Here is a 5,197-nt window from a genome sequence, read left to right on the forward strand (position 1 = left end):
GGCCGTGTTGGTGACATCGAGGCGCACGGTCTCCCAGGCGGCCAACTGGCCTTCGAGGAACGTTCGCTGGGCGTCGGTCATGGCGCCGGTGAAGGGACCGGACGCGCCTTCGTTGAAGGCTTGGAAGCTCTGCAGCTGGGTGAGCATCGCCGTGCCCATCTCGTTCGCCAGGACGCCCGTGGTGATGGTGGTCGCTTCGTCCAGCTTGGCCTGCACCTTGAACTGGTCGTTCTTGAAGAAGCTGGCGATCGGCGGGCCGGAGGTCAGGTCGCCCAAGGTCTGGGCGGTGACCGGGCGGGTGTCCACCTGGCCGCCGGCGAACAGGTACTTGCCGCCATAGCGGCCGTTCATGCCTTCGACGGCATTGCTCATCTGAGCCTGGATGTCCTCGACCAGGGTGTCGACGCGACCCGAGGCGATGGCCTCGCTCATGATCTGACGGATCTGCTGGGCGGCGTCGGCCACGCGCAGGATTCCGGTGTCCTGGGTGGCGAGCTTGTCGGCGATCGTCTTGGCCTGCTCGGAATAGACGCCGAGGCGGGCCTGCACCGACTTCATCGCGGTGAGGATCTCGGAGTTCTTGGCATAGTCCTTCAGGTCGTTGCCGTTGCGCTGGGTCGCGACCTTGTCGCCGGCCTCCATCTGGCGCCGTTGCGCGATCAGGAGGTTGGCGAGGACCGCCGAGTAGTTTCCGGGAGTGGTGACGCGGGTGACCATGTTCGACGCCCTCAAACGATGCTCAGCAGGGTGTCGAACAGGTCGGCCGCCGCCTGGATCATGCGGGCCGACGCGTTGAACGCCTGCTGGTAGGTGGTGAGGTTGACCAGTTCCTCGTCGAGGTTGACGCCCTCGACGGACTGGCGGCGGTTTGTGGCCTCTGCGGAGACGGACTCGGCGCTGGCCTTGCGGGTCTCGGCCGAGGCGGCGCCCCGGCCGATCGCCCCGCCGAACTCGGAGGCATAGCGCTGCAGGGTCATGGTGACCTGGCCAAGCGAGCCGGCAGCCTGGAACAGGATCGGCACGTCGCCAGAATTCGAGAGGGCAAGCGCGCCGCGCCCGTCGCCGGGACGGGTCGCCACCGTGCCGATCGCGGCAGTGACGTCGACCTTGCCCATGGACAGCTTGGTGGGGTCGGAGTTCAGCGCCGGGTCCACCACGAACCGGCCTGCGCGGGTGGAGCGCTCCTGCACGCCCAGGCCGAACAACTGGCTGATCGAGGGCCCGCCGACGCCGCGGCGGGTGTTGTCTGTGACCAGCGACAGCTCGGAGTCCGACGGCGGGACGCCAGCGAAGGTGAGCACGCCGTTGGCGTCCAGGCTGAACTGGCCGTAGAGGCCAACGCCGGTCGCATTGTTGTTCAGGGCGTTTAGAAGGTCGCTCATCAGTGGCGCGGCCGGCACGGTGACTGCGATGTCGCGGACCGGGCGGCCGTCCGGTGTGGAGAGCCGCACCGTGATCTGGTCGCCGGGGGTGAAGCCGTGGACGTCGCCGGGCTGAACGCCGGTGGCGTAGTTGGTGAAACCCGTGGTCTTGATCAGGTCGTTCAGGCCGAAGAAGTGCGAAAAGCCGCGCCCGGTTTTCGCCGACGTGCCCTCGTCGATGGCCAAGCCGTTACCGCCCGTGGCGTTGAGGGTCAGCGCACGACCGGTGAAGGTCGCCGAGCCGACGCCTGCGAGCGCGGTGTTGACGTCGGCAAGGAAGGTGGCCGGGGTGAACGCTGCGCCGGCCCCGCCGTTCACCGAGATGGTCCCTGCGGTGAAGTCGATGGCGACCGTGCGCTGCAGAAGCCCGGCGGGGTTGACCACCGCGATGGTCGACGTCCCCGTGAACCCGCTCACGGCCGTGACCAGGTCCAGGCCGGTGTCGCGACCGACCAGCGAGGCCGGCGCGGGATAGGCGGCCGAGTTGTTGTGGGCGGCGTTGATCTGGTCGACCGAGCGGCTCACGAACTCGCCCAGCTGGTCGTAGAGCTTGGGCAGTTCCTCGTCACGCAGCTGCATTAGGCCCTTGATGGACCCGCTGGTGAGTTGGATGGGCTGCACGCTGGCGCTGCCGGCCGGCTGGGCGCTGACATATCCGGGCGTCGTGCCAGTGGAGGTGTAGGTGAGCTTGGCCGGGCCGTCGCCGGCCAGCAGCACGCCTTCGAAGGAACGCACATCGACGCCGCCGCCCGCGCGCGGAGTGGGACGCACGTTGATCAGGCCGGCGAGTTGGTCGAGGAGTTGGCTCTGGATATTTTCGGAGCCGGAAGCGTCGGCTCCCACCAGCTTGGCGCGACCGATTTCGGCGTTGAGCTTGCTGATCTCCTCGAGCAGGCCGTTGGCCTGCTGGATACCGGCGTTGATCTGGGTCTCGACGGTGTCGCCGAGCGCCACGACCTGGCTGTTGATCCGGTCGGACTCGGTGAGGAAGTCCTCGACGTTAGAGAGCGCCTGGCTGCGCAGCAGGGTCGAGGATGGGTCGTCGGCGGCCGTCGCGAAGGCGCCGTATATCTTGTCCAGACGGTTGAAGAAGAAACTGTCCGCCGCGGGGTCGCCGAACAGGCTCTGGGCGTTGTCGAGGTACTGCGAGACCGCGCCCCAGCGCTGGGCGTCCGACGCCGCGGTCAACGAAGCCATCTGCAGGTACTGGTCGGTGATGCGACGGACGCCGTCGATCTTGACGCCCATGCCCACGCCGTCGACGACCTGCTGGGTCTGGTTGACCGCCTTACGCACGTAGCCGGGCGTGTTGACGTTGGCGATGTTGTCAGAGACCGCGCGCAGGGAGGCCTGTGCGGCCTGAAGCCCCGAAGCGGCGGTGTTGAGGGCGACGCCGAGCGACATCGGTTAAGCCTCCGCCCGGCAAAGGCTGACGTATGACCCGGCGGATTCTGCCGGGACATTGGTGAACGCGCACGCGTCAGGCCGGGAATTTTTCAATAATTTCAACATGGTCACTCTACGGACCGAAGGGTTCGCCAATGGGTAGCGCAAGAGCTGGGCCAGTTTCCCGGGCCGTTCGCGCGCGTGTGGGCATGGGTGCGCGCGCGCCCGCTCGTTCATCATGGGCCAGCCGTCGAGACCATCCCGGACGGCAGCCGTGCAGGCGACTTGCGGCGGTGTCCTGTGGCGCCATCGCAGCGGCCCGGGGCAAGCCCGGCGATCACGCCGCTGGGTGAACAGGTGGCTGGGCCTGCGGGGGCGGCAGGGAACGGCCCACCTGGACGGTCATGGCCCGGCAATTTCCTCCGTTCGGCGCTATCACCCGACTGGCGACTCGGGAGCTTTTCTCAAATTATTCAGCTGGTTAGGAAGATGGCCCAGGGGTTGCTCTACGAAGGTCGAATAGGCCCGGCGCAGGAAGCGCTGCCCCTCCAGACCGAAGTCGAGCTTCCCCCGAAATGACCGCGCCTGCGATCAACGCCCTCAACACGGCCACGGCCCTGCCCGGAGCAACCGCGCCCGCGGCCGGAAGCGCCGCGACCGGCTTCGACGCCCTGCTGGCGGCCCTGTTCCCGCCGGCCGATCCGGGCGCCGATCTGCCGGGCGCGGCGGCGGCCGCCGCCGACCTCCTCGCGGGCGGCGCGGACAAGGACGGCGAGGCCGCCGACGGCGAGATCACAGGCGCGTCCACTGTCGTCGTCGATGCGAACGCGGCGCTCGCGGCCGCTCTGGTGGCCACGACGGCCGCGGCTGTCGAGCCCCCGCCGTCCTCCGCCGCCCCCAACGCCACCGACGCCGCCCGCACGACGGGCGCGGCTCGCGCAGCCATCCTGCCACTCCTCCGCCAGACGCACGCCGCGACGCCCAACACCACCGCACCCGATGCCGAGGCGACCGGCGATGACGCTGCGACGGACGAACCTGCCCGCCCCGAAACTCCGCGCACGGCCCACGGCCAGGCGGCGCCCGACGCCAAGCAGGCGCCTCCCGCCTGGGGCCGAGACAAGCCCGCGGGACAAGCGGCCGCCCCCGCCCTGGCCAACGCCAGTCCCAAGGCCGAGCTCGGCCAGAAGGCGGACACAGCCTCGCCGGACTCCGTGCCCGCGCCCGAGGCCGCGCCGGCCCCGGCCGCCGTCGAGACTGCGGTCCCCGTTGTCGCCGCCGGCCTAGCCGCGCGGCCTGAGCCCGCCGCCCCCGCCAAGCCCGCCAAATCAGAACGCGGCAAGACGACGACTGACGCCGCGGCGCCCGGCGACGTGAAGGCCTCGGTCGCCGCCGACCAACCGGCGACGGCGCGCGCCGTGACGGCCGCGGCGAGGCCCGCGACGGCCCAGGCCGACGCCCAGTCCGCCGATCTCGACCCCGACGCCGCAACAGCGGAGACCGCGGCCGACCAGCCCGATTTCACGCCCACCGTCGAGGCCCGCGCCGCGAACGCCTCGAGCGCGCCGGGCCAACAGGTCGCCCACGCCGTCCGTGGTTCTCCTGAGACGGTGGCCAACCTTTCGGCCCAGATCATCAAGAAGCTGGAGGGCCAGTCGACCCGTTTCGACGTGGAGCTGGACCCTCAAGGTCTGGGCAAGGTCCACGTGCGGATCGACATCGGGGCCCACGGCGCGATCACCGCGGCTATGAGCTTCGACAATCCGCAAGCCGCCGCGGAGCTGCGCTCGCGCGCGGCCGAGCTGCAGCGGGCCCTGGAACAGGCGGGGTTCAACCTCTCCGGCGGAGTCAGCTTCGACGTCGCCCAGGACCGCGGCCACCAGGGTCAGCCCTGGCAGGACCAGACTGACAACAATTCCGGCCGCGCCTTCCGCGGCCAAGCCTTCCAAGCCGCACTCGACACCGCCGGCGATGCAGCGAACGCGGCGCTCGGGGGCGCGCTGCGCCTGCGCCGTGGCGTTACGGCCGGCCTGGACATGAGGATCTGACGATGGCTGACGCGATCAACACCACGGCCGCCGTCGGCGCCGCCGACTCCGGCGCCCTGGGCCGCGCCCGGCTCGCCGAGAACTTCGACACCTTCCTGTCGCTGCTCACCGTGCAGCTGAAGAACCAGGATCCGCTGTCGCCGCTGGACTCCAACCAGTTCACCCAGCAGATCGTGCAGATGACGGGGGTCGAGCAGCAGTTGCTCACCAACGACCTCCTTAAGAAGCTGGTCGGCAACACCGGCTCGGGGGTGTCCACCGCTGTTTCGCTGATCGGCAAGGAAGTCCGCGCCGACAGCGCCGAGGCGGCCCTGAAGAATGGCGCGGCGACCTGGAACTACC

Annotated in this window: 4 protein-coding genes; 3 read left to right on the forward strand and 1 reads right to left on the reverse strand. The window is 69.6% G+C overall.

The annotated features are described in order from the left end of the window. Window positions 1-120: 120 nt before the first annotated feature. Entirely contained in the window at window positions 121-810 is a 690-nt protein-coding gene (locus QZV94_RS25245) for a hypothetical protein (protein WP_367254876.1), read from the forward strand. Here the strand turns inward: QZV94_RS25245 and flgK are convergent. Continuing rightward, window positions 729-2,825: a flagellar hook-associated protein FlgK gene (gene flgK, locus QZV94_RS19135; RefSeq protein ID WP_293680470.1), complete on the reverse strand. Its 2,097-nt coding sequence runs from the start codon at window positions 2,823-2,825 to the stop codon at window positions 729-731. The two genes, QZV94_RS25245 and flgK, sit on opposite strands and share 82 nt — an antisense overlap. Window positions 2,826-3,382: 557 nt before the next feature. Between flgK and QZV94_RS19140 the strand changes: the two genes are divergently transcribed. Together QZV94_RS19140 and QZV94_RS19145 are read left to right on the forward strand one after the other, a co-directional pair. Further along, window positions 3,383-4,855, forward strand: a complete 1,473-nt coding sequence (locus QZV94_RS19140) for a flagellar hook-length control protein FliK (protein WP_293680472.1) — start codon at window positions 3,383-3,385, stop codon at window positions 4,853-4,855. Between the two features lie 2 nt (window positions 4,856-4,857). After that, window positions 4,858-5,197 (forward strand): flagellar hook capping FlgD N-terminal domain-containing protein (locus QZV94_RS19145; protein ID WP_293680474.1); only part of this gene is annotated, 340 nt, incomplete at its 3' end.

Origin of the sequence: uncultured Phenylobacterium sp., assembly GCF_902826855.1 — a bacterium.
GTDB lineage: Bacteria > Pseudomonadota > Alphaproteobacteria > Caulobacterales > Caulobacteraceae > Phenylobacterium.

Bases quoted from the DNA above. Each gene is read 5' to 3' on its own strand.
- flgK (WP_293680470.1), bottom strand. From the start codon at position 2,825: ATGTCGCTCGGCGTCGCCCTCAACACCGCCGCTTCGGGGCTTCAGGCC.
- QZV94_RS19140 (WP_293680472.1), top strand. From the start codon at position 3,383: ATGACCGCGCCTGCGATCAACGCCCTCAACACGGCCACGGCCCTGCCC.